The organism is Paenibacillus sp. A3M_27_13, from assembly GCF_024213315.1.
GTDB lineage: Bacteria > Bacillota > Bacilli > Paenibacillales > Paenibacillaceae > Paenibacillus > Paenibacillus polymyxa_B.
The window spans coordinates 1-26,875 of sequence record NZ_JANAVE010000002.1 but is presented as its reverse complement, the minus strand read 5'-3'; the positions used below and the strand labels follow the sequence as shown (position 1 = coordinate 26,875).

The window sequence follows — 26,875 nt, the reverse complement described above, 5'->3', positions numbered from 1 at the left end:
TCATATTCAGCATTCGGGAATGATGCAAAATGCTCACATCAGCAAAAAACCTTCTTTAAGCGGGTCCTCGGGGTCCAACACAAATTGATGATGTCCCGTCACCCAAGCCGAACCTGTAATTTGTGGAATGACTGCCGGATAAGGACCTATCTGCGTCTCGCCCACGATTTCAGCCCGAAACATGGAACCTGTGATGCTTTCATGTACAAACGGCTCATTTAAGCCCAGTTTTCCCTTGGCGTGCAGCACCGCTACCTTGGCCGAGGTTCCTGTGCCACAAGGAGAACGATCGATACCTCCCGGTGGGATGACGACGACATTGCGGCAATCGGCCTGTGGAGCCACAGGCTCCCCGTAAAATTCAATATGCGTCAATCCTTGAATAACCGGATTTTCAGGATGTACTACCTCAACAACAGCATTCACTGCCTCCCGAATCTGCACTGCTGTTCGTACAATTTTTGCCCCATTGCTCTGCTCCAGTGCAAGACCGATGGAAGCCGCCTCTACAATGCCGTAAAAGTTGCCTCCATACGCAATATCCAGCGTGACTTGACCGATATCCTCTACCTGGACCTCAACCTCACGGCGGTACACAAAAGAAGGGATGTTCGTGAACGTTACTTGTCGCACCTTGCCCGCATCCACCTTCAGCCGCACATGAACCGGGCCTGCCGGAGTGTCCAGCAATATTGATTTTTTATCCGCAGCAATCAGCCCGCCTTCCATCAGCGCTGTACATACTCCAATCGTATCGTGACCGCACATCGGTAAATAGCCGCCAGTCTCTATAAAAACCACACCGATATCTGCATCTGGATGACAAGGTTCTGTTAAAATGCAGCCCGACATCACCTCATGCCCTCGCGGCTCGAACATCAGCAAACGGCGAAAATCATCATGATGTGCTGCCATATAAGTCATTTTTTCCAGCATCGTATGACCTACCAGCTTAGGCGCGCCGTGAATGACCGTCCGCGTCGGATTGCCTCCCGTATGGGTATCAATGGTAGTAATTCTGCCCGGTACACTCATCCGGTTACCTCCCCGTGAACCTCGTGGCTGGTAAAAGCCTCCCCAAATCGGTCATATCGCAGCGGCTCCACCGGAATACAAGTGGATTCACTGCGTACCATTTCGGTCACCAGCTTACCCGTAACCGCCGCAAGACTAATGCCATCCCCCTCATGACCAGAAGCGATATACAGCCCCGGTACTTCGTCCACTGCCGATACAATTGGCAAATGATCAGGTGTCCATGGACGCAAGCCGGTATACGCCCGCATCAGCGGTATATTGGCTAAAGCAGGGAAAAAGCGAATGGCTCTGCGGGCGATTAAGCGAATCACTTGCTGATCGACACCTGTGTCCATACCGACAAACTGACGGCTGCTGCCGATCAGAATATTTTGGGATGCGGTTGGCTCGAACACCAGCGCTACACCGTATTTTTCATAAAGCTCATCCACACTCCGCTGACCGCCAAACTTGCTCATCAGATAGCCAAACTCCATTACCTTGCGGTTCCCAATGGAAGGCATTCGGGCAGACACCAGTATATGCCCTTTGCGCGGCATGATCGGAAGGTCCAAACCGAGTGAATGACCGATGCTGCGTGTCCACACACCTGTCGCCAATACCACTGCACCGGCATGGATAGCGCCATTAGGCGTCTCCACCCCGCGGACGTTCCCCCTTTCGTCCTGAAGGATGGACTGTATCGGCATGCGCGGTAATAACTTGGCCCCCATCCGACGCGCGGCCTCGGCCAGTGCATACGTCATCAACACCGGATTTACAGTGGAATCTGTCGCACACTCCAGCCCGCCCGGCAAATCTTTCGCTAAATGCGGCCATTCCTCTCGCAAATCCTGCTGATCCAGCATGCGAAATGGAAGTCCTTCCTGCTCTTGACGGGTTACCCATTGCTCAGCCGCTTGCATCTCCTGATCGTTTTCACAGACCAGAATACTGCCAGGCGCACGATACTCGAACTCATCCTCCAGTTCCCTAGCCAGCTCTGCCACCAGCTCCTGCGATACCAACGACATTCGACTGTCAAACCCGGGCTCTTTATCGATTGCCAATATATTTCCATCACAACGGGACGAAGTGCCTCCTGCAATCTCCCCTCGCTCAGCCAGCACGACCTTCATACCGGACTTAGCCGCATAATAAGCGATGGCTGTACCGATGATTCCGCCGCCTACAATGACCAGATCCGCGGCATCATGTTTCATTCGCTTCCCTCCCTTCGACCGTTTTAATCTGTTTGTGAGGTATTATTTACAGCTTGAGCGTAAAGCTTTGTTTCACAGGCTTGCTCAGCTCATCATAATCCCGTAACTGTACGGTGAACGTATACGTCTTGTTGCCTGCTCCGCTGCCTGCTGTTCCGCTAATCGTTCCTGTAAAGCGGTCCAGTGTGAACCCTGCGGGCAGTTGACCGCCTGTCACCGTCCAATCGTAAAACGGAACGCCTCCCTTGGCCTCCAGCTTGGCCGTGTACGTTTTACCTTTGACGGGTGCAGGCAATTCCTTCGTCATGATTTCTGGCGCGAGGAAAGGAGTCAGGTCCTTACGCAGCGGCCAGCCTGCTTTTTCTGCTACCAGCAGCGAAAGCTTCGTGTTCATCCAACGCCGGGTCGGAAACAGATGGCGCCAGCCTCCATTTTGACCGCTCAATCGGTCGACTTCTGCAAGCTCTCCGGAGAGATGATAGCTGTCGTCCAGCGCGGCTGGTCTGTGCTGATAAGCCATAATATCCGGGTCATTGCCCGCCGCTTCCTTCAGCGCTTTGACACCCGGGAATGTGTCGCTGAATACAATCGCATGACCGAATTCATGCATGATCAGCCCATGCACATCCGTCACTTTGGACAGATCGGATTGATACCATTCTTCATCGTCCACGGATGTAAATGGAATCGCATCATCATAGAAATCCAGAATCAAACTATAGGAACGGTTCAGGTTCCCCGGGACGGTCACACCGTTACGTGTATGATAATTGCCGTTCGTGGCTGGAAAGCCCGTAGAATAGGGTCCGTTCAGCCCTCTCATAAACACCCACATGCCTTTGTAGGGCTTATCATTTGTCACCTGTATTTCATTTTGCCAGTCGTCTCCTGGCAGATGGTTTACCTCAGCGTTGGCAGGAACCTCATCGAAAGGAGCCAGATCAAAGAAATAGAACCAGTCCTTTACCGCCAGCTCTGCGGCTTTTTTGGTAGCCGCATCATTGAAATAAGGCTTGATCGTATCGAAGCGGTAATCAAAATGGAGAGGGACTGTGGGCTCTTCATTATCGTCCTGATCCAACACGCGAATCGGAATGGACTGAGTAGTCGTGTGACCATCATTTCCGGCAACGGACATAGACAGCGTATAGTTCTCTATTTCACCGTTTCCTCCAATCCGGTCAGGATGGATGGCTAACCGAAAATCTTTTTCCTCCTGTGCATTGGCAAAAGTCAGCGTTTTGCTTGCACCTTGCGCCGACAACGTACTTGGCAGATCCATCATCAGCCGGGACGTGCCCTGCGCATTTAACGTAACCGTTAACGGAAAAGCGGCATCCGCTGGCGGCTTCACTTTTAGCTTCACATACGGGTTCGCCAGATATCCTTGCCAATCAACCAGATCTATACCATAATCGTTCACCGTCCGACTAAAGATGTCGATGACTTTTACATCCGACTCTGCCTCGGCATAAGCCTGTTGACCCGGAATAGCTGGTGTCAAAGCCACAATGAGAGAAGCCGCCAGTGCAGTCAGCCATATTTTGGTGTGCCTTTTATGCGTGTTCATTTGATCCCCTCCATCTCATTTTTGAATGACTTGCAAACTATGGACAGTTACCTATAACGCCACTGCGTTTTATAATAAAAGCAGTTCCTTAGGCGAAGAGGTCAGTACCTTGACACCGTCATCTGTGATCAGCACATCGTCCTCAATGCGAACCCCGCCGAAGCCTGGGATATAAATTCCCGGTTCCACGGTAATGACGTGACCCGGTACGAGCACCGACTTACTTTCGCGGGACAGCCGTACCTGCTCGTGAATTTCCAGACCAAAACCGTGGCCCAGCCCGTGACCGAACTGCTCCCCATAGCCGTAAGAAGCAATCACATCCCGCCCCAGACTGTCTCCCTCCCGACCGCTTATGCCGGGACGAAGTCCTGCAATCGTCTTCATATTTGCTTCCAGCACAATGGCATACAATTTCTCATGTCGTTCTGAGGGCTGGCCTACGAATACGGTACGCGTGATATCGGATAGATAACCACGCACATTTGCGCCAAAATCCATTGTGACGAACTCGTTCTGACCAATTTCCTTGTCACTGGCCAGTCCGTGCGGCAGCGCCGAACGCTCACCTGAAGCGACAATGAACGCAAAACCACCCGATTCCGCGCCTGCGAGCCGAAGCTGATATTCCAGTTCCGCCGCAATCCGACGCTCTGTAACTCCAGGCTGAATATAATTCAGCACCTCCGTGAAGGCGGCATCGGTAATACGAGCAGCTTCGCTAATGGTGTGAATCTCTTCTTCGTCTTTCACATCGCGCAGCCGTTCAATGACATCCTCCGTTTGTACGTACTCCAACGAGCCCAGCACGGCTTGAAGCTGTCCCGACTGTTGAAGTGAGACATGCCTGCTCTCCAAACCCAGTCTGTGGACACCCAATTTACTTGTGAGATCGGCCACGGTTTGGAAGATTTGCGCCTCATGCCGAATCACTGAATATTCCACTGCCTGATCTGTTGCCTGCATCATATAGCGGAAATCCGTCACTAAAAAAGCCTCTTCCTGCGTAACAAGTGCAATTCCAGCGGAGCCTGTAAATCCGGTCATATATCTTCGATTAGTCCCATGTGTAATAAGCAGTGCATCTATCCCTAGAGCCGGGAATTCCGAGCGTAACCGGGCCAGTCTGCCTGGAACACCCTGTAACGGTTTTGTCTTTTGACTCTCTTCCTCTTTCACTCGTACGCCTCCTTATTCCACATCTCTTTTCAGGGCATATGCCTTAGAACATACTCTCCACTTGCTTTTGAACACATGTATGCTCTTCTCGCTGCCGCTTTCCCGTAAGTCCTGCACCCAATTCTCCGTCTCTTTTTCAAGCATACCAGCGCGTCTCAGCTTCCTTTTAGCCTTTTATCCCTGTCAATGTGATGCCTTCGATAAAATAGCGCTGTCCGATAAAAAATATCAGGACGATGGGAGCCAAAATTGTGCTGGAAGCCGCCATCAGGTAAGGCCAGTTGGTATTGTTCAATCCCCGAAAAGTCGCTAGCCCCAGTGCTAGCGTAAAATGCTTTTCGTCACTTAAGTAAATAATCGGGCCCAAAAAATCATTCCACACATCAATAAATGTAAATATTCCGATCACGATCAATGCAGGCGAAGATAAAGGAATAATGACGCGCCATAGTACAGTCAGAGGCGTACCTCCGTCCATATAAGCCGCTTCGTCCAAATCGCGTGGAATCGTCAGCATGAATTGTCGCATCAAAAAGATGTTAAACGCCCCTCCACCGAACCATGCAGGAACAATCAGCGGCAGAAATGTATTCAGACCGCCCAGCTCACGCCACATCACGAAAGTGGGAATTAGCGTCACCGCGTAAGGCAGCATCATCGACCCGATCAGCAGAGAAAAGATCAGATTACGTCCAGGCCAGCGTAGGCGGGCAAAAGTAAACGCCGATACAATCGAGGTCAACATCACTCCTGCCAGCACACATACCTCAATGATGAACGTATTCATAAAATACCTGCCGAACGGTACTGAAGTCAGCGCTTCCGGGTAATTGCTCCATTCAAAAGGAGTGGGTATCCACTCTGGCGGGAACACGAAAATTTGAGATGTCCCCATCAGAGAGCTACGAATGAGCCATGCAAATGGCAACAGCATTAAAACACTACCTATCATTAAAACGACATACAGTACAACACGGCTGATTGGGAATGGTTTGGAACGGGTGGCGGTAGCAGGACTTCGGGAGCGTTCAGGCTGTGGAAGCGGATGTTGTGGTGTTTCTGAAGGATTGACAGAAGAAGTGACCTGATTCATGAACGTTCCCCTCCTTCATAGTGGACCCACTTTTTGGATGTGGAGAAAATCAGAACCGTTAGGACCAAGATGACGAAAAATAAGATCCAGGCCAGCGCTGAGGCGTAGCCGATTTTAGTCTCCGTAAAGGCCGTACGCCACAAGTAGAACACATAGAACAGGGTTGAATTGTTAGGCCCTCCGTTGGTCATAACATACGCCTGATTGAATGCCTGAAAGGTGCTGATTAAAGACATGACCAGATTGAAGAAAATGGTTGGTGTCATCGAAGGAATGGTAATGTGAAAAAATTTGTGCCACCTATTGCCGCCGTCTACCTCAGCTGCTTCATACAGATGGGTGGGAACCGACTGAAGTCCCGCCAAAAAGATAATGACCGTGTTCCCGATCCCCCAGGTGCTCATCATGATTAGCGAGGGTATTGCAGTGTTCTCGTCATAAATCCATTTGCTCCCCGGCAGTCCAACACCCTCCAGCAGCGAATTTAACAGACCAAAATCCGGGTTGAACATCCATAGCCACAGCATCGTGTTGGCAATACTCGGTACAATGGTAGGTAAATAATAAATCGTACGGAACACCGACAAACCCTTCACCTTTTGATTTAATAACAGCGCAATGATAAAAGCTGCCGCCAAGCCTAGAGGTACGCTACCCAGTGCATAATATGTGGTCACGAACATGGATTGGGAAAAGGTAGCATCCTCGGTCAAAATGGTTCGGTAATTGTCCAATCCGATAAAGGTCATCTGTCCGCCAATCGTCCAATCGGTTAAGCTGAATACGAACGAGGCCGCAATCGGTCCAATTGTAAATATCATTAATCCGAGGATGGCAGGAAGCGCGAATAGCAGACCCCAGTTTCGCTCCATGCGCATCATTCCTGATTTTGGTCGCTTCATGGGCTGTTCTCCTTTCGCAGCTGTCCCGCCGCATTATTCATCCGGGTATACTCCTTGAAGCAATGGCTGAATGATAGGTTCCAGTTCATCCAGCGCCTGCTGCGGCGTCTTCTTGTTCGTCCAAATCAGATCCAGCCCTGGGGTCAGCTTGGAACCGATATCAGGCCAGTTGCGAAGGGTCGAAGTTGACGGCTTGATCGCATAATCTCTGGCATACTCAATGCCAGCCTTTTGAAATTCCGGTGGATGTGCGGCATTATTTGTCCATGACTGGATGGCCTGCTCATCGGTATAATATTTTTCCTCGATAGGCATCCAAAGACCAGACTTGAACAGATCCACCTTTTCGGGATTGTTATGGTACAAATAAAATTCGAGCGCTTCCTTCGGGTGCTTGGTGCTCTGGAAAATGACCGTGGCTCCCGCAACAATCATCGTTTTGGGCTCTTTTAGCTTCGGCAGAACGCCGATACTCCATTGCAGCTGCTTGTTGTTCGAAAAATCGAGCAGGGACCATGTCCCGTCCACAACCATTGCGACCTTTCTTGTCTGAAGCCGAATCGTATTGGACGGCATGTCCTGCTGCTGGATCAAATCAGGAGAAACATGCTCCTTGAAAACCAGATCCTGCAACTTCTGAAAAACCTCCACCGACTCAGGACTGTTCAGGGTGTACTTCTTGCCCGTTTTGTCAGTCAAACCTCCACCGTTGCTCGCTAAAAGCGGCCCCCAGGAGCTGCGGTCATTGCCAAAGGCAAAGCCGTATTGCACAATATTTTTCGGATCAAATCCACTGTCTCCCGGATGCTTGCCGCTCTGATCCTTGGTCAGCTTTTTGGCAATTTCCAGAAATTCATCCCATGTCCACGCTTTTTGAGGATCAGCCGGAGGGACGGGTACCCCTGCTTCTGTAAACAACTCCTTGTTGTAAAATAACTGCATCACTTCCAATGCGGTGTAATTGCCGATAGACTTGCCGGGTTCGCTGTAGAGATAAGAGGATTTGAGCTTGTTTTTTAATTCGGGATATTCGTCATAATAAGAGGATAAATCCAGGAGACTACCTTCACTTGCCCATTTCATCGTGAGGGAATCGCCCAGGTAGGCGATATCAGGAAGCTGATTGGCAGCCATTAACGTGTTAATTTTCGTCGTGTAGTCACCAGGGACATGCTCGCCCTTCACCCGGATGTTCGGATGGGATGCATTAAAGCTTTGAATCATTTTTTCCATCGCCTGCTTCTCGTCATTGCTTCCCCAGTACATGAACTTGAGTTCGACCGCATTGGGATTAGCCGGTTCGCCAGCGTTACCACTGCAAGCCGTCAGCCCTGTCAACATCGCCGTCATCACGAGAGCCATCCATGTCCGTAACCTTCGTTTCAGCAAATCAACCGGCCCCTTCCTGAACTGGTTTCTCCTTACAAGCCTATTATGCGCCGAGAGCCCAGAGCCGACCACCCAACGACTCCAGACTCTCTTTGTTTTGGTATGATTTTTTTAACAGCGCGTTTACAAAAATGTTTTACGAAACTCCGTCGGGGTCAGTCCGGTATGCTTTTTAAAGGCAATGCTAAAATAGTTGGTATCTGTGAATCCCACAACCTCCGCTACCTCCGCCACCTTGCGATTCGCGTCCAGCAGCAGTTCTCGGGCTCGCTCAAAGCGAACACGCGTCTGGTAGTCTGCGAAGCTTTCACCTGTAACTTGCTTGAAACGGGCACTCAAATATTTGGGGCTCATATTCATGTACTCTGCAAGACGGTTCAGCCCACCATCCTCCTGAAGATGCTCCCGAATCCATTCCTTGGCCCGTTGGAATTTGCGTGGAATCCCCTTCTCACGTGATTCTCGGACATGACGACCCACCCGAACAAAATAGCGCGATACATAATCAATCATCTCGGGCCCATGCCGTAATCGGGACAGCTCCAACAACGGGTCCTGCTCCTGCATGGACGTTTGTCCTACAGATGCATCACTCTGAACGATCCGCATGACGAACAGCACGAGCTGAGTGACAATCATTTTCACCTGCTTGACGGGCAACCCTGCCAACTGTCCTGACCATTCCTGTAAAATCGCATGTACGGCAGCATCATTGCCTGCTCGAATTTCCGTAATCATTAGCAGTTCCTTCTCCAGTAATTGACTGCTGTTCGGCTCGGCCGCCTGAATACTCTCATAGGGGATGATCTGGCTATAGCCCACCCACCCCCGATGCTCTGCCGCTTGCACAGCTTCCTCATACGCTTCGGGAAGTTGCTCCATCCGTTGTACGGGACGGCTAATCCCGATGGACACGCCCTGGCTCAATCGTTCCTGCACGGCCTGCCGAATCTGCTGTGCCGTCCGTTCCGCCGCCCTGCAAGATGCCGTCGCCAGCAGCACAACATGCCGATCGCGGGAAACCGCCGCACCATGCGCCTTCGCCCCGGCTGCTCCCGCAGCCTCCCCCGTCAGTCCGGCGAATACATGGCTGCTTTTATGCATGGAACCGTGTGGCTTGCTAGTGGCGGTTGCCTCCTGCTGCGACGCCTCCTCCAGCTCGCAGCACAGCACGGTATAAGGCGGCCCATTCGTCTCGCCGAAAAATCCCAGCCCGTCCATGTCCCGAATGACCTCGGCTGCAGGACGCCGCTGCTGGAGCAAATCCAGCAGTAGATGCTCCCTGTACAATGGCTCCAATGAACGATGGCGGTGAATGGCTTCCTCCTCGCTTCTTCGCCATTGCGCAATGCGATCCTCTGCCCGGCTCAATGCCGCTTCGAAATCCTCGCTGGTCACCGGCTTGAGCAAATAATCGACCGCTTGAAGCGAAACTGCCTGACGAATATATGTCATAGATTCGTACCCTGTTAGAAATAATAACGGGGTCCGCTGATCCTTTTCCCGAATGGTTTTTGCTACGTCCAGTCCACTCATATCCGGTAAATTAATATCCAGTAAAATCATGTCCGGTCGCTGCTCCGTATACAAACGTAATGCCGTCGCGCCGTCCTCCGCCACATCACTGACTTCCACTGACAGGCCACTTTCCGCCACCATCAGCTTCAGTCCTTCCCGAATATGGTATTCGTCGTCCACAATCAGCAGCCGGTACATGCCATCCTCCCCTTTCTTATTCGGTTCGAATGGGTGCCAGTAAGGTAACCGAGGTGTATTGACCCGGCTCGCTTGTCACGGACAGTCCATATTGCGGACCATAATGCCGAAGACGTTCATGCACATTGCGCAGCCCAAAGCCAATAGCACTCCCCCGTTCCGCATCCAGCGACTTCCGGATATCGTTCAGACGCTCGGCTCCAATACCGCCCCCATCATCACTGACCGTCAAACGCAACATATCTCCTTCCCTTGTACCAGATAACATGATATAGCCACGGTCGGTGCGCCCTTTTAAGCCGTGATAAATAGCATTTTCGACGAGCGGCTGGAGGATTAGTTTGGGTACATAAAATCCGCAAATATCCTCCTCGACCTCGCAAATCCACTCGAACGAATTCCTAAACCTGAACTGCTGCACCTTCACATAGGCGCTTACATGCTCGACTTCCTGTCCCAAACTGATTTGCTCTCGGCCATAACTTAGCGAAATGCGAAAGCATTTTCCGAAGGCACCGATTACCTCTGCCATATCCCGTTGCCCATTCGCCAAGGCCATTCCCTTCAACGATTCTAGCGTGTTGTACAAAAAATGCGGATTAATCTGCGCCTGAAGCGCGCGGAACTCAGCCTGTTTACGCGACAGCAACGCTTCGTAGACCTGACCGTACAGTTCATGATTTTTTTGCATCATATGAAGAAAACGCTCCCCGATCTGCCCTACCTCGTCCTTAGGATTAAAAACAACGGAAGTAGGAGCTTCGAAAGCTTGGGCTGAGCCTGTAGCGCTCACACTCCCATCGACCGCCATTAATCGGCTCAATTGAAGCAGGGGGCGTCGAATCGTGTCACTCAGCCGATAAGACAGCATCCAGCCCAGCATCAGTGCAATCAAAAAAGTCCAGATGGTCCAGGCACCAATTTTCCGCGCATCCTCGAACAGCACAGACTGATCGACTTTTTGCAGCAGCGTCCATTGTCCTTCATTTAACGGGCCGTAAGAGATCATCGTCTGGCGGCCGTTCCATGTTCTCCAGTCCTTCGTAAGCACAGGCCTATCCACAGCCGATTTGGCAATCTGCCGCAATAGCGCTTGATCCGCAACACCCTGCTCCGGCAATCGGTATACAAGCTCGCCCTCCTGATCCAGCACCCACATCTGGGTATTGCCATCTGTTTCATGAAAAGCAAGCCCCCGAAACAGACTGGCCTTGTCGATTTCCAGCAGCAAAAATCCGAGTGGTGCATAATCTCCAGTCGTTTTTCGGAGCAGTTTCCCCACATAGATGCGATCCTCCGCCATTCCGCGTCCTGATTCAAACGGCGAATGAGCCATCCACATCATGGGCCGCTCGGCGAGTAGGCGGCGATAGTACACACGTGCTTCCTCTAATGTAGGAAGGCCGCCAAAACGGACCGAAACATTCCCCTGATAGAGAGAATGCTTGAGCCCGCCATTGGCGGCATATATGAGAGAGGACGTGATATACGGCTTGGTCTGGGTTTGCGTACGGACAACCATACTGAGTGTTTCATCGTTCCGTAAATATTCATAATCATCTTCCGGCTTGGTCTCCAGTGTGGACTGCACATCAGGACTGCTGAGAATGGCATTGGTTAGATCATTCAAATCGGAGAGCGTCGCATTGACGTAATTTTCACTCATTTGCCGGGACTGCATAGCCAGCGCTTCCGATTTCTCACCTAGGGAATGGGCCGCGATCCGGTAAAAGGTAAAGGTCAGTACCACCATCGGAATGACGGTGAGTACCAGCGTCAGTACAATGAATTTCCCACGGATTGTAGGAATCCCGGCGAACTTTTGACGACCACGGCCTCCCATTCATCTGCCTCCCTTACACATAGGCTGGGAGCCATGTCCCGTGGGCTGCAATTAGGTCATCACACAGAGAAACGATATCATCCATGGACAACTCTGCGGACGTGTGCGGGTCCAACATAGCAGCATGATAAATGTGCTCCTTTTTCCCGGTGATTGCAGCTTCAATCGTTAACAGCTGGGTATTAATATTCGTCCGGTTCAGCGCAGCGCATTGGGGTGGCAAATCCCCGACAAAGGTTGGCGTAACCCCGTTACGATTCACCAGACAAGGTACCTCCACACAGGCTTCCTTCGGCAGATTGGTAATTAAGCCTGTGTTCATCACATTGCCGCCAATGGCAAAAGGCTGATTCGTTTCGATCGCCTCAAATATATAAGAGGCATACTCGTTTGACCGTTCATGACGCAGATCCTGATTACCCAAAAGCTCTTCACGCATCGTTTCCCATCGTGCAATCTGGCTCACACAGCGACGCGGGTATTCATCCAAAGGAATATTGAAGCGCTCGATCAGCTCAGGGTATGCCCGTTTGATAAAATACGGATGATACTCCGCATTATGCTCGGACGATTCCGTAATGTAATAGCCGAATTTTAGCATCATTTCAAAGCGCACCATATCATGATGCTTTTCCTGTTGCTTAGCGGCGGCTCGTTTTTTAATCTCAGGATACAAATCCACACCGTCCTTGCTCACTTCGAGCAGCCACGCCATATGATTAATGCCTGCGATTTTTGCCTTTACACCTTCCTGCTCCAGCCCGAGGCTTTTAAACAGTTCCGGTATACACGCCTGCACGCTATGACACAGCCCTACCGTACGGACACCGCCATAAACGTTCATCACATTCGTCAGCACAGCCATCGGATTTGTGTAGTTGAGAAACCATGCATCCGGGCACACCTCGCGCACATCTGCCGCAAAATCGAGCATCACCGGAATCGTACGTAAATTGCGGAAAATACCGCCAATACCAACCGTATCGGCAATCGTTTGGCGCAGGCCGTATTTTTTAGGAATTTCAAAATCCGTAATTGTACACGGATCATAGCCGCCTACCTGGATGGCATTTACCACATAGGTCGCCCCACGTAGTGCTTCCTTGCGATCAGTGTAGGAGCGAATCACACAGGTACTCCCTGTTGTTTTTTTCAAATTGGATAAAATATTTTCTGAATCTTTTAGCCTTACAGGGTCAATATCGAACAACGCCAGTTCAAAGCCCTGCAAAGCAGGCGTCAACATACAATCGCCAAGCACATTTTTAGCAAATACCGTACTGCCTGCACCCAGAAATGTAATCTTGCTCATACTTTTTCCCCCATTCACCTTTTTGTTCGCGGTTTTGCACCTCAAATGCAAGGATACCCACCGCCACTCTCCCCTTTATTAGGAGGAAAGTGACGATGGGAAAGGTTAGTCATGACTATGCGTTGTTGCCTCCCATTCAGGATACCCCCGCTGATTTAGCGGAGCTAATAGGCCGAAGCGGTAAGGCAGATGTTACCGAGGGTGTCGTAGTTGACGAGGTTACTGAATTCTCCGGACTAACCGGTGTTACCGATGAATCCGCAGCCCCAGCCTCAATCACAGTTACCTTCGCAATTGCCTTTAACTCTGTCCCTTCTACTTTACCCTTCAACTCAAACGAACCTGGAGCAGCATATTGTGCAGGGTCTATATCCTCCCATTCCACAGCCACCCATTTGGTGGAGCCTTCTCCATACGTAGCTTCCACGACGCTTGGCAGTTCGGGTTTTTCACCTGCACGAGTCGTCACGTTTACTTCTTTTAAAGCCGTGATTTTCTCGGCTCCCGTTAGGTTTTGTGCTGTACCAGAGGCCAGTCCTGCCACCTCGGTTGCATTCAAAGCACGGCTGTAGATACGGAATTCATCCACCAGACCATTGAAGTACGGATCAGGGTACTGAGATTTGCCGATGAAATTATTTTTGGTCTGACCCAGACTGGTAGGATTCAAGGTCAGGTTGGTATTGCGTCCCACTTCTTTTCCATCCACGTATAAAATACCTGTGGAACCCGAAAGCGTGACCGCAACATGCTTCCATACGCCTGTTGGCAGTACAGGGCCTTCAATCGTCTGCTCCTGTCCCTGCCCGTTGCCTTGGTTGGTAATGGCAAACAGCATGGTATTTCCTGCTTTAGGCGTCAGGAACATATATTCATTCGTCCCGGAGCCGAAGTCAAAAATCCGCACATAATCGCTCAGGCTGTTCGCTTTGACCCAGCCGGATACGGTCAATTGCTGTGTCCGACTGACAATACCCGCCGGCAGCTGCACATAGCTGTCCTTGCCGTTCAGGCTGACAGCATTGCCTGTTTTACCCGCAGCCCATGCAGCCGTTCCCTTCACGGCAGCATCATTGCCACTGTCCGATGAATCCGCAACTACAGAACCGCTTGTTTCATCAAACTTGTAAACTGCAAGCTGTTCAAGTAACGGAGCCGCCGGTTCAGCTACCACCGTTACTTTAGCCTCCGCTGACAACTGAGAATCGCTGGCTGTCAGCTTGAACACATACGTTCCTGGCTCGGAAACGTCCACCTTCGTGCGCAGCGATGTTTTGTTACTAAATGTGACCTTCGCGTCCTGTGGTCCTTCGATCAGACTCCACTCGTTTGTCACCTTTCCTTGCGGAAGCCCATCATCCGTAGCCGTGCCTTTCAGAATGATCTGATCCGGCAGCTTTACCTTCGAATCTTTGCCGGCATCCACGACAGGCGCCTTGTTCGGATCAGGTGTGGTCGGTGTCAACTCTACCGTATAGGAGGATGCTGTACCAATCTCCAATTTAAGTTTGTTGGTGGTCGCATACGCATTAAACTTTCCTTGCGATTGACCGCCCACTTTAACCAGATACGTTCCTTTCTTCAAACCGTCAAATGTAACGTACGTGGAATGAGCTTGGCCCGGCGTTTGATTTTTCAGTTGGAACCATACATAATCCTTGGATGTTGCCAACTTGGCTTCTGTATATTGGTCCTTTTCCAGCTCGATATACAGCTTTTCCGTGATCAGATTGACCCGCTTGAACAGGCCGTCCAGCGGCTTGATCGTATACACGTTGCCGCTTTTGCTCACCTCTGCACCGTAGCCCGTCAATCCAAAAATAGGATCAATCGCGATATCAGCACTTAATGTTTTGAGCGCACCGAACAATCCGAGATCAGCCTCACCGCTCATGCCGCGCCAGCCGTTAAAGAGCGGAACATTTTTACCGCCGCCAGTGCCGTTCGTGCCGTTATTGCCTTTTTCCGCTTGATACGTCCATGCGACCGCCCCGATGTTTTCAGGGTCGGAGCTGATTTGCCCGGAGTTAATCGCTCCAACATTGGCAATTTTAGCTGCATAGGACAACCGCTGTTGTTCCTCACGGTGATTGTCCTCATGATGGCGAATCCAGTCATCCATCGCATATCCGGCAAGCGAAGTCGTGTACTGGAAGTTAAACCAGTTCTCCCCGGTAATCGTCACCGGATCGGTGTAGTAGTACCATACGGGCATATGACCGCGTGCCGCACGGGTTTTGGCATTAATTTTACTCATCATTTCCAGGGCTTTACTTTGCTCGCCCTCTGTATCTATATTCTGCTTGGCTAACGTATATACAGCCTCTTCCCCTGTATTGTCATAGCTATATTCAGAACCGTAAGGATACTTTGTATTTTTAAAATTGTTATATTTACGATCCATTTTTTCCTTGAGATCATTCGCTTCATCATCATAGCCTTCATCATGAAGTGCCTGAATAATATCCGGTGTGGTCAGTTCGCCCATCAAACCTGTTTCCCAGTTGTACGCGACTGGCCCTTCATACAATGCTTTGAAAATGTTATACGCCCGCAGCAAATAGGTTTCCTTTGGATGCTTGTAAGTGACAAGATCCGGGTATTCCTTGGCAATCTTGTACATGCTGAAATACGTGTTGTATACGTGCGGATACGCATACCCTCGATAGGTCGGTGTATCGTTAGGCTCTGGCATCAAGAAATCATGAATTAAATAATCCTCATGATGTCCGTTCATCAGATTTGTCCAGATCGCCGTCTCCAAATAATCGTCTACTGCCCGCACCTCTTTGGCGACTGGAGACAGTGTGTTTTTCTCAGCCAGGAACTGTCCGTGGGTCAGACCCCAATCGTCTCCCCAACCCCAATAGCCGTTAAAAATGTTGCGTTTGGATTTGGTATGCATCATCCAATCATCAAATACCTTGTCGCGCAGATCACCCGGTACATTCCATTGGGTTTTGTCGACCATAAATGTAGCATGCCGTTGCAACGCCTGATCAATCGGCTCGATGGCATAGAACTGTAACACCGTTTTGTTGCCGTTGCCGTATTCTACCGTTATGAAGTTCGGACCCAGCTTAGTAAATTTCAGTTCATAAATGTAATGTCCTCCGGCCTTGCTATCTGTCTGCGGAATAACGGTTCCGTCTGGATAGGTTACTTTGCTGATCGCCTGCTTGGAGCGCAGGTCCACCTTCGCTTTTTGATTCGTAGGCACGATCATGCCGGGTACGACTGTTGTATCCACCAAGTTTTCTTGGTACAACGTATCTTTTACATCATGCTCGTCCTTCACCGCCAGAAACTTGAAACCATAGTTTTTGCTTTGACCAGGATTCAGGATCAGGCTTGTATTGGGCAAATACCCCCGATTCGTGGACTTGATGACATTGGAATGAATATAAAATACATTGAGTCCTTCCAGCCATTTGCCTTCGTTGGCTGGATTCCAGGCCCATTTGCTGCCTGGATGCTCCTCATCCCGCCAGTGATCCTGATATTCAAAGCCCGCACCTGTTGTGGAATCAGGAATCAGCAGCAGGGAAGAACCAATGCCGCTGGGACGCCCAGCTGTAATATAGGAGCTGTTATTGCCGACAAAGGAATGCGTCACCACTCTAGTTTCGTAGATCGCATCACCGTTGGTCCACTGCTCATTAAAAGGCAGAGGCAAACCGAAATCACCAATCTCCAATTTTTTTCCACTTGTATTCTGCACCTGTATATTCCACAGCACCGAACCATTCGACTCTGCCGAATACGTTTCAATGACTTTAAAATTGCGTATGCCTTCTGCGTTAGTAGAATTCTCGTACGTGACAGTGACACGGTTACCACTGGTTGTGATCTTACGTGCGTCTGCCGACTTGTTCGTCCATGCCTTCGTCCAGCTGCCTCCATCCAAGCGGTACGTGAACATCAGCTCCCCTAGCCACTGATGATCTGCGGTGTTCTGCTCAGGTGTAACCGTTGCGTTCATCACGTACTCTGTCGGGAAAGCATCTCCCTTGATACGTATGGATGAAATTTCACCGTGCTCACCTGTCTGAATCGTCAGCTTGTCATTGGATAGTTCATGGGCCTCTGCCGTATGCGTCCCAAACAACACAGACGCTGTGGTTAAAAACAAAAATGCCGCCAATATTCCCTTAAATTTCATCAACACGGCCTCCTTTTGGATCTCGGGGTCCTGATTTGCTTGCCAATCACCTGAAGTCTCTTCATTTCGCCGCAACCTCCTTGGAAATGTAAGCGTTACAACTCTATTGTACAAATCCTTGTCCATTGGTAAAATCAACATTTTCAACCGATTTATATAGGATTTCAACCTAATAGAGGGATACTGTTAGATCGGCAATCAACCAAGCTACGACAGATTTATCTGAATTAAGATTACAGATGATGGAGAGAAAGAAATTTAGATAGAGAGCAAGGAGGCATTTTTAGATACATCGGGGTTTGAACAAATCATACAAACGGACACTATAAAATCGAGAATTTATTTTGAGCTGCTGTAGTGGGGAATCGATACGTTGGGTTTTCAGATGCGAGGGTATTTATTAAGATAGTTTCGCTCCTAAAGTAGAATTTGGAGTCTGCGTATGTAAAGAATTTTGGGGATAGGGTATGGGGAAAATCTGCTGAAAGCATCTATAAACTGGGCTGATTCCAATGGTATGCTTTGTATTGGTCAACCCCCATTTTATAGAGCTAACAAATCATATCTATCCCATAGCAATAGCAAGGGGCATGTAAACCGTACAAATATAAATACTGCCCCAAAATCTATTTTTAGGGCAGTATCAACATATCTCATTATTTTTCTATTTTTATAGTTCTTGAATTGTTGGACGAATAATCATCTCATTAATTGCTACATCGGCTGGCTGTTCAATTGCAAATGCTATGGCACGAGCAATGTTAGAAGGCTCGATAGCAATTCTCATATCCTCATTAATTGCTGTTTTTAACTCTGAGTTTGAAATTGCTGCTGTTAATTCTGTATCAATCGATCCTGGCGAGACAATAGTCGTTCGAATATTGTTGATACACTCTTCTCTACGAAGGCCTTCTGTAATGGCACGCACAGCAAACTTTGTACCACTATAAACTGAACTAGCAGGGAATACTAAGTGCCCTGCTATAGAGGAAACGTTAATGATATGCCCTTCTCTTCTTTCTCTCATGGTTGGAAGAACGGCAGCAATACCATAAAGTACACCCTTTATGTTAACATCCACCATCAAATCCCATACTTTGATTTTCTTTTCATGAACAGGGGATAACGGCATGACTCCTGCATTATTGACCATTACGTCTATTTTTCCAAACTCTTTAAGCGCATAATCCGCTAACTCTTCCATCTGCTCATGTGAGGAAACATCCGTCACTTTATAAACAGCTTGCCCGCCATTATTTTGAATTGCTTCTTGCAGCTTTTGCAAACGAGCTTCACGACGAGCGGCCAGTACCAGCTTCGCACCTTTAGAGGCAAGTTCTTTTGCAGTCGCTTCTCCAATTCCACTTGAGGCACCTGTAATAATGACAACCTTATCTTGAATATTTGACATATAATTCACATCCTTTCTTGATGAAAACGTGATAACAATAAAAATGTTATTCTTCGATATGAAACCATGGACCTGAAGCTTGGATGACACCCCAAAGTTTTTCCGGAAGTTCAAGCTCACTAACTTTTGAAGCCTTTATCGCTGTTTGGATTTCAGACTCTTGTCCACTTTGAACCTTTTCTACCCAGTCTGGATTCATGATTAACGTATGACCAATAGCCGCTAAGGACAGCCCCTTATCTAAAGCCGTTACAACGTCATCCGGAGTGTCCATAGCACCAGCTGCCATTACAGGCAATCTGCCATTTACATGCTCTACAATTAATTCAAGATATGTTTTTTCATCCTGACTATCGAACGGCTTTAACGAGAGCGCATTTACGAGTGAAGCATGCACATAATCAACACCTTCTTCAATCAGGTGATCAATTAATGTATAGGTATCTTTCATTCGCAGACCACCTTCAATTGGTTCATCAGGAGAAAGCCTGTAACCCAATATAAACGGTTTTGTTGCAAATTTTCGAATCACATTTTTCATTTCTTGAACAACCGCCAACGGAAAACGCAAGCGATTTTCTAAAGAACCTCCCCATTGATCCTCACGTCTGTTGAAGAATGGAGAAAAGAAGTTTTGCAGCAAAAATCCATGTGCACCATGAATTTCAACACCATCAAATCCTGCTTCAATGGCTCGTCTTGTTGTTTCTCCAAATGCACGAATTACTTCCATGATCTCATCATGTGAAAGTGCTCTCGGTAAAACGGAAGGAGCAAATGCCGTAGCTTCAGTCTGTACAGCACTGGAACTTACCACATCTCCATTTGGAGTTAAGGTCGGAAGTGCTTTGTTGCCTGCGTGGAAAACTTGAAGTACCGCAGGAGCTCCTCCACTTTTCGCCGCATCGGCTAATTTTCGTAAACTTGGAATAAAGGTATCGTCATAGCCTGCAAATTCATGCGTAAAACCTATACCGTTTGGTTGGACATGCGTACAGCCTGTTATAACCAAACCTACACCGTTCACTCTTTTTTTATAATAATTTACTTCTTCATCTGAAATCGTGTAATCTTCATTACTGGCCCAAGTTGTCATAGGAGCCATAATGACTCGATTTCTAAGGTCGATTCCATTTTTGAGTGTAAAGGATTCAAATAGTTTGTTATATTTTGCGTTCATTTTCTAACCTCTTTCTAGTTATTCATTTATAAACTGTAGTAATTGTTGTCTTAAGTTAAAGCATTTATTCGCATTCCCAGAGGAGATTACCAGTTGATGAGCGCTCACAACATTGGTACAATAACATCATAAAGTATTCGAGTAACTCGAAGTCAATAGCAAGGAGGTTCGAAATTTTGAATCAGACATTACATGAACCAAAATATACGGTAAAAGATGTATCTGAAATAACTGGCCTTACAAAACATACGATCCGTTACTATGATGACCAACAATTAATACCTTTCGTTTCGAGAGACGGCAGAAACAATCGCTTATTCTCTGAACATGATCTGGATTGGTTGCGAATGGTGCATTGCTTTCGTATTTCAGGATTGCCGATTTCAGAAGTCAAACATTACATTGCTATGTGTTTGCAAGGTGATGAGACGATTCCTGAAAGGGCTGAGCTTGTTGTAAAACAAGAAAAAGAACTAGAAGCGAAGATCCATGAGTACAACCTTCAATTAATGCACATAAAAGAGAAGAAGGCTTACTACGAAAGTGTTTTGGCTGGTCAATTAGACGATACCTGGAATCCAGTTAACAATAACCCAGAATGTGGAGAAAAGTACGATATACCGGAACATATCAAATCAGCGTCAAAAGTTCATGCTTGATCTTAGAAGATAGTCTACGGCTTCGAGTACACTCGAAGTCAATTTTTTTGTGTATTTAATTTTGACGGATATTGCACCAATCTGCCTGTTACTTCAATGAAAGAGGGAGCATTTGCCGCGGCAGTGTGCTCCCTGTTCTAAATTCAACTATCGTTTTCCGTTAGTTGAACCCCGAATTAAATTAAGTTGTAGGTGGTAGTGAGAGGATTAGGCAAACATTTGGCACGAACGGGATAACGATCGCTTTGTCATCTGGTGCATAATAAGGATGTGAAGTGGGTGTCTGTTATGAATATGGATTGTAGTTGATTTACACATAATAATTAAAAATACTGGAGGATTTTATATGCAAAAAGTAACTTTGAACAATGGGGTTGAGATGCCCATACTCGGTTTTGGTGTTTATCAGATCCAAGATGCAAATGAATGTGAACAAAGCGTTTATGACGCTATTATGGCAGGCTATCGGTTGATAGATACCGCTGCCTCTTATTTAAATGAAGAAGCAGTTGGCAGAGCGATTAATCGAAGTGGCGTGACAAGAGAGGAGTTATTTATCACTACGAAACTTTGGGTTCAGGATACTGGTTATGAGCGTACAAAAAAGGCATTTGAAAAATCACTGGAAAGATTGCAGTTGGATTATTTGGATTTGTATTTAATTCACCAGCCATATGGAGATGTGTTTGGTTCTTGGCGCGCTATGGAGGAATTGTATCGTGAAGGAAAGGTCCGTGCAATCGGCGTTAGTAACTTCCATGAGGATCGCCTGATCGATTTGATTATTCATAATGAAGTAGTTCCTGCCGTAAACCAGGTTGAAACGCACCCATTCAATCAGCAAATTGAAAATGCAAAATTCATGAAAGAGAATAACGTTCAGATCGAATCCTGGGCGCCTTTTGCTGAAGGGAAAAATAACTTGTTCCAGCATGAGATATTGGCAGCCATAGCTGAAAAGTATAATAAATCCGTTGCTCAGGTGGTTTTACGCTGGTTGACACAAAGAGAAGTTGTTGTGATTCCAAAGTCCGTTCGTAAAGAAAGAATTATCGAAAACTTCGATATCTTTGACTTTGAGTTAAGCCAAGAGGATATGGAGTCGATTACTACGTTAGATACGAAACAGAGCCTGTTCTTTTCACATCGCGATCCTGACATGGTGAAATGGATCGGTAGCCGTAAACTCGATATCTAACCCTCTTTCAAAAGATCACCCGTAGGTTTTGATTACGCCAAAAGAACCAACAATTTAACAATAACCGTTAGAAGTATGGAGTAGATGCCCTAAGGAAATCTACTCCTCTTTTTCGTTTGCGGTATCAATGTATTTATTGAACTATCGTTCCCCGTTAGTTTAATACATTTATCAAAGAAGGGACGTCCCCCATCACAGATGTCTGGAGAAACGCCCCTGTCGGCGGTGATCGCTACAAAGCAATACATTTATGTCGTAGGAGCACAATGTCACCGTACCAAATTATTGCACCGCAGAAATATTGAGGGCGGCCTCTATTTGATATTGGCATTATTATCGAAAAATACTGCATTTCTTTCCCTCTATGCAACCTGCGTAATAACAAGGTGCGCGGAAACTGGTCTTGTTCCTCCAGCTAATGGAGTGATCGTGAGTGCCGCGGCATTGCCAGCAGGATTTCGCACTGTGAGTACTGAATTAATGACCGTTGTTTGTACAAGAGCCATTCCTACTATTTGAGAAGTACCTGTTGCACGCCCGACCACCGTATAAGCCAGGTCAGCGCCGTTGAGTGTTAAAATGAGTTGACCCGGTTCGTTTACACCTACCTGAAACAAAACCTGATAAGTGCCAATTGTAGCCAAGTTAAAAGAACTCGCATTTATACGGGTAATTGCAGTCCCACTGATTGGACCATCTTGCGGAAAACTCACGTCCGTGTCGGGAGCAACAGTTGCTGCATTATCAGGAGGCATCAAGGCAAAGAAATCTGCAAAGCCTAATACTCCACCTGCTGGTCCTGCTGCTCCTGTTGCTCCTGCTGCTCCTGTTGCTCCTGTTGCTCCTGCTGGACCTGTTAGCCCTGCTGCTCCTGCTGGTCCCGCTGGCCCTGCTGGTCCTGCTGGTCCTGCTGCTCCTGCTGGTCCCGCTGGCCCTGCTGGTCCTGCTGGTCCTGCTGGTCCTGCCAATCCAGCTGCGCCAATTGCTCCTGCAATCCCTGCAAGTCCCTGTGGGCCAAGTGCTCCTGCAAGTCCTTCGGGGCCAAGTGCACCTATCGCTCCTGCAATCCCTGCAAGTCCTTGGGGACCAAGTGCTCCTGCAAGTCCTTGAGGGCCAAGCGCCCCAAGTGCTCCTGCAATCCCTGCAAGTCCTTGGGGACCAAGTGCTCCTGCAAGTCCTTCGGGGCCAAGTGCGCCTATCGTTCCTGCAATCCCTGCCAATCCTTGGGGGCCAAGTGCTCCTGCAAGTCCTTCGGGGCCAAGTGCGCCTATCGCTCCTGCAATCCCTGCCAATCCTTGGGGGCCAAGTGCTCCTGCAAGTCCTTCGGGACCAAGTGCTCCTATCGCTCCTGCAAGTCCTGCCAATCCTTGGGGGCCAAGTGCTCCTGCAAGTCCTTGAGGTCCTGCTTCTGCAATTGCTCCCGCAAGTCCTTGAAGTAATTGCTGACCTTTAGGTGGGGGACACGGTACCCGCACTATTTTTTTAATAACTAGAAGACGTCGTTTCTTTTTTTTCCCTTTTGGATGGCAAACAATTGCGGTTTTCTTTTTGCACGATTTTTTTTTATACAGAAAACTCAACAGTTTCTTTTTTCTTTTCTTTTGGATGGCAAACAATTGTGGTTTTCTTTTTGCACGATTTTTTTTATCCGGACAACTCAACAACGACACCTCCCTATAAAGATAGTTTAGTGTACGTGAGTTGTTTATTTTAGGCATGGACGAATAGCCGGTTATTCGCTAGACTAAAAACCATTTTTAGAATATTGGGTGTTTAGTAGGGTGCTGTTATTTCACAAACCACAACACTCTTTCAGTATGATTACAAAATTTAATCATCCTTCACTGCGTCAACCAAAATCACATTTGGGTCTCTTTTTGTACCTCACAGTGGCAGTGTGCTCCCTGTTTTAAATTCAAATATCGTTTCCCGTTAGTTGAATCATTTCTGTGATTGATCCACCTTGTAGATTCTTCTGGTAAGCGCCTGGTCATCATCTGTCCATAATATTTGGAGCTGTTTGCGGGTTTTTGAGTGCAGGCAGTAGAATGCCATCGATTAGCGCTGTGAAGAAAGGCTTGTCGAACGGTTTGCGCTGGATGAGTCCGCGAAAAGAAGCCACTGAAGTAATGACCTGACAAGCCATCTCAATGTCCGCGTGAGCGGGAATTTCACCGCGGACGACGGCTCGGTTCATAAGCTCGCGGTTCACAACAACCCATGGCTCGAAAATCCCGGCTGTTCCTGCTTCGGCAAATTCCGGATGCTGCAAAAAGGAGCCTAGGCCCGCTAGGACACGAAATTTTCGTTCAATCGTAGAGCTTTGTCCTTCGGTACACGGTGAGGGTGACACAGGATTTGTGCCGAGACTGATCAACATTGCCAAAACGAAGGGCTTCTCAGCCTATGTGGAAGAGGGGACCAACCGCTGGCCGGCTGTGCACCGCCTTGACGCCGCACATCTATACCGCCTTGCGTTAAAAAAGGCGCCCGCAGGTTCACGACTAAATGGGGTCGCAGATGAAGGAGTGCCATTTCGCGACATCGCAAGTGTTATCGGTAAACACCTGAACGTGCCTGTAGTCAGCATTTCCCGTGAAGAAGCAGACACCCACTTCGGCTTCCTCAGTACACTTGCAGCGCTCGATATCCCAAGATCAAGCGTTGCAACTCAGGAACTTCTGGGATGGCGGCCTGTGCAGCCTGCACTAATCCACGACCTCGAACAGTCTCACTACTTCAACAACTGATTGGAGGCGAGACCGAGAATCGATCATGGGCCGCTTAATAAAGCACTTGAGAAAAGCGAAGCAAGACATAGACTAGCAACAACATGTATGAAATAGAAGTTTGGATATTAAAACACGAGATCAACACGAATGTATACCACACTGAGTGTTGTTATCTTCATTCGCATCGAACTATTCTGGCTAATCGTATTGTTAGGTCACTTCCCCCAAGAAAATTTTTCGTCTTTACTTATGGTATGGTTCACCACGTTGGCTGAAGGGCAAGTTCTCGAAAAATAGCCTCCTTATCAGAGACTACCCGCGATCTTCCTGTATGATAATCATATGATAAGCGGTATCTTTCCCTATTATTTCTAGCATTCTCTCAATCAAAATTGCTTTTCATCATTCCTTCAAAGAAAGGGCCATCCTTTTGCGGGATAGCCCTTTCTTTGATTTCACATTTTTTTGCAAAGAGAATAAGGGGATGGATTCCTCCGTTTGCGCTTTTGCTTACTTTAATATTGTCCTTTAATTACAAAAGAAGCCCCGGATTGTTCCAGCTAGTTTAGACTCCTGCCTAGCAAACTTAAACTTCTCTTCTAACTCTTTTGGTACCTCCATCCCCTCAGAAAGCTTAAAACCAACGGCCCGCTTTTTAGAGTCATCCACCGAATACATGACATTGATTGCAAGACCATCCTCATAAAAAACGTAGGTGAATTGGATATTTTCCACTTGAAAACGCGACGTTTCTAAAGGTTTAGCCGCAAACGCATTATCACGTTCTTCTATCAAAATTCGGTTCACATAATCAAGGCTCTCCTGGCTTTCGCTAGCGGGTACAACCGTAAATTCATACTTGTATTTATTCATAAAATAACGGGCTTCATTAGCACGTAAACCCGCAAGCGCTTCTGCTACAGGTGAAGACTCTAAACCAACCGTAGACACATCTTTAAAATCAACCAGATACGACAATTTCTATTCCTCCTCTTCTCTCTTTACGCCCTAACAGCAGGAGTCCACATTTCACCAAAATCGATTCAAGAGAAGATTTGAATGGCGAATTTGTTAGTTAGTTTGTTAAATAGTGTTCACATAGACTGGTATTCACCAACACCGCTTTAAATATTCGACCAGCGAGACAATACGATGCTGCCTATAGTTCCTTGAGGTCGGGAAATTAAGGACTCAGAGTATGTCCTACCAAAAAAATCTCGGCCTGTGCCCTGTACTTCCATTAAGGAGGTTCAGATTCACAAGCCAAGACATTTTCATTCATGATGGTGGCCGTTAGGCCATGTTTGTTTTGGAAAACCCCTCTGCATGGAAGGGGAATACCCGCATACGTAAACCAAATGAGTACGAAGCCTATGTGCTCGGCACCACCCGAGCGACTTCTTCGTTACCCGGATCGGATATCTTCAACTGTTGAAGTAGTGACCCTGTTCGAGGTCCGGGATCAGAGCGGGGTGTACTGGCTGCTTCTCAGACGAAGATGACTCGGTCAGCGCTTCGCTCAAAGCCCATTGACCGATAGTTAAGCAGATTGAAGGTCTGGATCTGGAGCGGTTGCTTCTCTCGCCGATAACAAAGTTAGGTTGCGGGGTGCAGGAGGTGGGGCAATTTCTGATGAGATTTTCTGTCTGCATGCGAATATTTCCTTCAAGAACTGAACTGCGAACTGAAACTTAAGTATATGGAGGAGATCAGAAAATAAGAATTCTGGAAGTTGCCTATGTATGTTAATAACGCAAAGGAACGGAGGAGATTGCCTTGGAGTTTCTACTGGTTGTCATGTGGATAGGAATAGTTTAAAAGTAAAAAGAAGAGATGGCATAAAAATAAGCCATCTCTTCTTTTTCATCTATATAAAGCGGGTTATGGGAATCGAACCCACGCTACCAGCTTGGAAGGCTGGAGTTCTAAATTGAACTACACCCGCCATTAATTTATCGGGACGACACGATTTGAATACACGACCCCCTGGTCCCAAACCAGGTGCTCTACCAAGCTGAGCTACATCCCGAAATAGATGCCGGTGAGAGGACTCGAACCTCCACGGTTTCCCTCACGATTTTGAGTCGCGCGCGTCTGCCAATTCCGCCACACCGGCTTATGAAGTTAATGGCGTCCCCTGAGAGATTCGAACTCCCGACCTTTTGATTCGTAGTCAAACGCTCTATCCAGCTGAGCTAAGGGGACTAATAAGTGGAGCGGACGACGGGAATCGAACCCGCGACCCTCGCCTTGGCAAGGCGATGCTCTACCGCTGAGCCACGTCCGCAA

At 48.0% G+C, this 26,875-nt stretch carries 18 protein-coding genes, 5 tRNA genes and 1 pseudogene; 3 read left to right on the top strand and 21 right to left on the bottom strand.

What is annotated here, in order from left to right:
• Positions 1-33 precede the first annotated feature (33 nt).
• The 13 genes from NLX82_RS06800 to NLX82_RS06740 all read right to left on the bottom strand — a co-directional run bounded on the left by NLX82_RS06800 (position 34) and on the right by NLX82_RS06740 (position 19,997).
• Positions 34-1,035, bottom strand: coding sequence for a proline racemase family protein (locus NLX82_RS06800; protein WP_076295057.1), 1,002 nt, complete (start codon positions 1,033-1,035; stop codon positions 34-36).
• Positions 1,032-2,240 (bottom strand): NAD(P)/FAD-dependent oxidoreductase, encoded by a 1,209-nt coding sequence (locus NLX82_RS06795; RefSeq protein ID WP_254347656.1) that lies wholly within the window; start codon positions 2,238-2,240, stop codon positions 1,032-1,034. The genes NLX82_RS06800 and NLX82_RS06795 overlap by 4 nt, the downstream gene beginning before the upstream one ends.
• Positions 2,241-2,286: 46 nt before the next feature.
• Positions 2,287-3,810, bottom strand: a complete 1,524-nt coding sequence (locus NLX82_RS06790; RefSeq protein ID WP_068938456.1) for an Ig domain-containing protein — start codon at positions 3,808-3,810, stop codon at positions 2,287-2,289.
• Between the two features lie 69 nt (positions 3,811-3,879).
• The gene (locus NLX82_RS06785) at positions 3,880-4,989 is read right to left on the bottom strand and encodes a M24 family metallopeptidase (RefSeq protein WP_254347655.1); all 1,110 of its coding nucleotides are present in this window, start codon (positions 4,987-4,989) and stop codon (positions 3,880-3,882) included.
• A 166-nt stretch (positions 4,990-5,155) separates the two neighbouring features.
• Positions 5,156-6,082, bottom strand: coding sequence for a carbohydrate ABC transporter permease (locus NLX82_RS06780; RefSeq protein WP_254347654.1), 927 nt, complete (start codon positions 6,080-6,082; stop codon positions 5,156-5,158).
• Positions 6,079-6,984, bottom strand: coding sequence for a carbohydrate ABC transporter permease (locus NLX82_RS06775; protein WP_053324749.1), 906 nt, complete (start codon positions 6,982-6,984; stop codon positions 6,079-6,081). Before NLX82_RS06775 ends, NLX82_RS06780 begins: the two co-directional genes overlap by 4 nt.
• A gap of 33 nt (positions 6,985-7,017) precedes the next feature.
• On the bottom strand, positions 7,018-8,373 hold the full coding sequence (locus tag NLX82_RS06770) for an ABC transporter substrate-binding protein (protein ID WP_254347653.1): 1,356 nt from the start codon (positions 8,371-8,373) through the stop codon (positions 7,018-7,020).
• 123 nt (positions 8,374-8,496) lie between these two features.
• Positions 8,497-10,089, bottom strand: a complete 1,593-nt coding sequence (locus NLX82_RS06765) for a response regulator (RefSeq protein ID WP_254347652.1) — start codon at positions 10,087-10,089, stop codon at positions 8,497-8,499.
• A gap of 16 nt (positions 10,090-10,105) precedes the next feature.
• Positions 10,106-11,932: a cache domain-containing sensor histidine kinase gene (locus NLX82_RS06760; RefSeq protein ID WP_254347651.1), complete on the bottom strand. Its 1,827-nt coding sequence runs from the start codon at positions 11,930-11,932 to the stop codon at positions 10,106-10,108.
• A 13-nt stretch (positions 11,933-11,945) separates the two neighbouring features.
• Positions 11,946-13,244 carry an alpha-glucosidase/alpha-galactosidase gene (gene melA, locus NLX82_RS06755; RefSeq protein WP_069079686.1) on the bottom strand — a complete coding sequence of 433 codons (1,299 nt, stop codon included), beginning with the start codon at positions 13,242-13,244 and terminating at the stop codon, positions 11,946-11,948.
• 136 nt (positions 13,245-13,380) lie between these two features.
• Complete coding sequence (locus NLX82_RS06750) at positions 13,381-17,406, bottom strand: DUF5695 domain-containing protein (protein ID WP_254347650.1); 4,026 nt, start codon at positions 17,404-17,406, stop codon at positions 13,381-13,383.
• Positions 17,407-18,076: 670 nt separating this feature from the next.
• Positions 18,077-18,817, bottom strand: a complete 741-nt coding sequence (locus tag NLX82_RS06745) for an SDR family oxidoreductase (RefSeq protein ID WP_023987242.1) — start codon at positions 18,815-18,817, stop codon at positions 18,077-18,079.
• 46 nt (positions 18,818-18,863) lie between these two features.
• Entirely contained in the window at positions 18,864-19,997 is a 1,134-nt protein-coding gene (locus tag NLX82_RS06740; RefSeq protein WP_254347649.1) for an NADH-dependent flavin oxidoreductase, read from the bottom strand.
• Between the two features lie 176 nt (positions 19,998-20,173).
• On the opposite strand from NLX82_RS06740, the gene NLX82_RS06735 reads away from it, so the two are divergent.
• Both NLX82_RS06735 and NLX82_RS06730 read left to right on the top strand, forming a co-directional pair.
• Complete coding sequence (locus NLX82_RS06735; RefSeq protein ID WP_023987240.1) at positions 20,174-20,656, top strand: MerR family transcriptional regulator; 483 nt, start codon at positions 20,174-20,176, stop codon at positions 20,654-20,656.
• 346 nt (positions 20,657-21,002) lie between these two features.
• The gene (locus tag NLX82_RS06730) at positions 21,003-21,854 is read left to right on the top strand and encodes an aldo/keto reductase (protein ID WP_023987239.1); all 852 of its coding nucleotides are present in this window, start codon (positions 21,003-21,005) and stop codon (positions 21,852-21,854) included.
• A 362-nt stretch (positions 21,855-22,216) separates the two neighbouring features.
• Here NLX82_RS06730 and NLX82_RS06725 read toward each other — a convergent pair whose 3' ends face one another.
• Both NLX82_RS06725 and NLX82_RS06720 read right to left on the bottom strand, forming a co-directional pair.
• Positions 22,217-23,515 carry a collagen-like domain-containing protein gene (locus NLX82_RS06725; protein ID WP_302055775.1) on the bottom strand — a complete coding sequence of 433 codons (1,299 nt, stop codon included), beginning with the start codon at positions 23,513-23,515 and terminating at the stop codon, positions 22,217-22,219.
• A gap of 332 nt (positions 23,516-23,847) precedes the next feature.
• The gene (locus NLX82_RS06720; RefSeq protein ID WP_226887793.1) at positions 23,848-24,234 is read right to left on the bottom strand and encodes a TetR-like C-terminal domain-containing protein; all 387 of its coding nucleotides are present in this window, start codon (positions 24,232-24,234) and stop codon (positions 23,848-23,850) included.
• Here NLX82_RS06720 and NLX82_RS06715 point away from each other — a divergent pair.
• Positions 24,215-24,604 carry a Rossmann-fold NAD(P)-binding domain-containing protein gene (locus NLX82_RS06715; protein ID WP_023987236.1) on the top strand — a complete coding sequence of 130 codons (390 nt, stop codon included), beginning with the start codon at positions 24,215-24,217 and terminating at the stop codon, positions 24,602-24,604. The two genes, NLX82_RS06720 and NLX82_RS06715, sit on opposite strands and share 20 nt — an antisense overlap.
• A 497-nt stretch (positions 24,605-25,101) precedes the next feature.
• Here NLX82_RS06715 and NLX82_RS06710 read toward each other — a convergent pair.
• From NLX82_RS06710 to NLX82_RS06685, 6 genes and pseudogenes are all read right to left on the bottom strand, one after another.
• Positions 25,102-25,564, bottom strand: a pseudogene (locus tag NLX82_RS06710) (phage tail protein).
• A gap of 897 nt (positions 25,565-26,461) precedes the next feature.
• A tRNA-Gly gene (locus tag NLX82_RS06705) sits at positions 26,462-26,531 on the bottom strand.
• A 10-nt stretch (positions 26,532-26,541) separates the two neighbouring features.
• Positions 26,542-26,615, bottom strand: a tRNA-Pro gene (locus NLX82_RS06700).
• A 7-nt stretch (positions 26,616-26,622) separates the two neighbouring features.
• Positions 26,623-26,702 (bottom strand) — tRNA-Leu (locus tag NLX82_RS06695).
• Positions 26,703-26,714: 12 nt separating this feature from the next.
• Positions 26,715-26,791, bottom strand: a tRNA-Arg gene (locus NLX82_RS06690).
• A 7-nt stretch (positions 26,792-26,798) separates the two neighbouring features.
• Positions 26,799-26,873 (bottom strand) — tRNA-Gly (locus NLX82_RS06685).
• Positions 26,874-26,875: the final 2 nt, after the last annotated feature.